The sequence below is a fragment of the Stenotrophomonas maltophilia group sp. Smal17 genome, from assembly GCF_030237045.1.
Lineage (GTDB): Bacteria > Pseudomonadota > Gammaproteobacteria > Xanthomonadales > Xanthomonadaceae > Stenotrophomonas > Stenotrophomonas forensis.
The window spans coordinates 1-1,666 of the sequence record NZ_JASJSU010000176.1 but is presented as its reverse complement, the minus strand read 5'-3'; the positions used below and the strand labels follow the sequence as shown (position 1 = coordinate 1,666).

Genomic DNA, 1,666 nt, shown 5'->3' with positions numbered 1-1,666 from the left:
CACGACCGATCCCGCATCACTAGTGGTAGTGCCGGCCGCTGGCCGGCATCCGCAGGAACGCGGAGGCCTCAATCCTCGTCGGCGCTCTCGGCGACGCTGCCTTCAGCGTCATCGTCGGCATCGAAGCGCTGCTCATGCACCGGGCCGGAGGCCGGGCCGGCCGCCTTCAGCGGGTGCGCGGCGATGCGTGCTTCGTAGTCCTGCACCAGCGCTTCGCGCTGCGCCTCGCTCAGTTCCTGCCAGTGGCAGTCCAGCAATGCGCCTTCCAGCGAGTACAGCAGGTTCAGGCTGGGCTTGAAGCCCGCCCGCTTGACCTTGACGAAGGCGCCGACCGCACCGATCGCGACCAGCTCCTCGCGGCTGCGCAGGCCGACCTGGCGCAGCCACGCCGCACTCTTGGGGCCGATGTTGCGCAGCTTCGGTGCGCTCATCCCAGGGCCTCGACGAACACGCGGGCGATGGCTTCCAGCCCGGCCTGGTCCTCGGCATCGAAGCGGCCAACCTTCGGGCTGTCGATGTCGAACACGCCGATCAGCTCATCACCGCGCAGCAGCGGCACCACCAGTTCCGAACGCGAGGCCGAGTCGCAGGCGATGTGGCCGGGGAAGGCATCGACGTCGTCCACGCGTTGGGTCACGCGCTGGCTGGCGGCCGCGCCGCACACGCCCTTGTCCAGCGGGATGCGCACGCAGGCGGGCAGGCCCTGGAACGGGCCGACCACCAGTTCCTTGCCGTCGTACAGGTAGAAGCCGACCCAGTTCAGGTCGGGCAGGGCGTGGTAGACCAGTGCGGAGAGGTTGGCCGCGTTGGCGATGCGGTCGGACTCGGCGTAGACCAGGCCACGGGCCTGTTCCAGCAGCTGGGCGTATTGTTCCGGCTTGCTGCCGGTGAGCGAGGCATTGGCGAACATGCCCGCAGTCTAGCAAGCGTGCGCGGCCGGCGATAATGCACGCTCTGTTGCCCTGCTGGAGCCCATCGATGCCATTGCCCGCCACGCTGCCACCTGCCCTGTTCGTGACCGGCACCGATACCGAGATCGGCAAGACCGCGGTCAGCACCGCGCTGCTGCACGCACTGCGCCGTCGTGGCCTGCGCGCGGTCGGCATGAAGCCGGTGGCCAGCGGCAGCGAGGATCTGGGGCAGGGCCTGCGCAACGACGACGCGCTGGCCCTGCAGGCGGCCAGCTGGCCGGTACCGGACTATGCCGACCTGAACCCGTATGCGCTGCGGCAGCCGCTGGCACCGGAGCTGGCAGCTGCCGAAGATGGCGTGCAGGTGGAACTGGCGCCGATCGTGGCCGCGTTCGCGCGCCTGCGTGCGCAGGCCGATATCGTGGTGGTGGAGGGCGTTGGCGGCTGGTTGGCGCCGGTCTCGGCCACGCTGGACCAGCTGGACCTGGTGCGCGCGTTGCAGCTGCCGGTGCTGCTGGTGGTGGGCATGCGGCTGGGCTGCGTCAACCACGCGCGGCTGACCGCGCAGTCGCTGCAGGCCAGCGGTGTGGCGTGCCTGGGCTGGGTCGGCAATCACATCGACCCGGCGATGCAGCGCCAGGACGAGAACATCGCCACGCTGCGGCAGCGCCTGCCGATGCCGTGCTGGGGGCGGCTGCCGCACCTGCCGGGGGCAAATGGCGAAGCGCTGGCCGCGCACCTGTAGTGGCGGGCCC

At 70.3% G+C, this 1,666-nt stretch carries 3 protein-coding genes; 1 reads left to right on the top strand and 2 read right to left on the bottom strand.

Annotated elements, in window-relative coordinates; all coding sequences use genetic code 11:
• Positions 1–68 precede the first annotated feature (68 nt).
• Positions 69–431, bottom strand: coding sequence for a TfoX/Sxy family protein (locus QRO93_RS21435; protein WP_180880930.1), 363 nt, complete (start codon positions 429–431; stop codon positions 69–71).
• The gene (locus QRO93_RS21430; protein ID WP_004154035.1) at positions 428–910 is read right to left on the bottom strand and encodes a GAF domain-containing protein; all 483 of its coding nucleotides are present in this window, start codon (positions 908–910) and stop codon (positions 428–430) included. The genes QRO93_RS21435 and QRO93_RS21430 overlap by 4 nt, the downstream gene beginning before the upstream one ends.
• 68 nt (positions 911–978) lie before the next feature.
• Between QRO93_RS21430 and bioD the strand changes: the two genes are divergently transcribed.
• A complete protein-coding gene (gene bioD, locus QRO93_RS21425; RefSeq protein WP_053448683.1) occupies positions 979–1,656 on the top strand; it encodes a dethiobiotin synthase in 678 nt (225 codons plus the stop codon).
• Positions 1,657–1,666 lie beyond the last annotated feature (10 nt).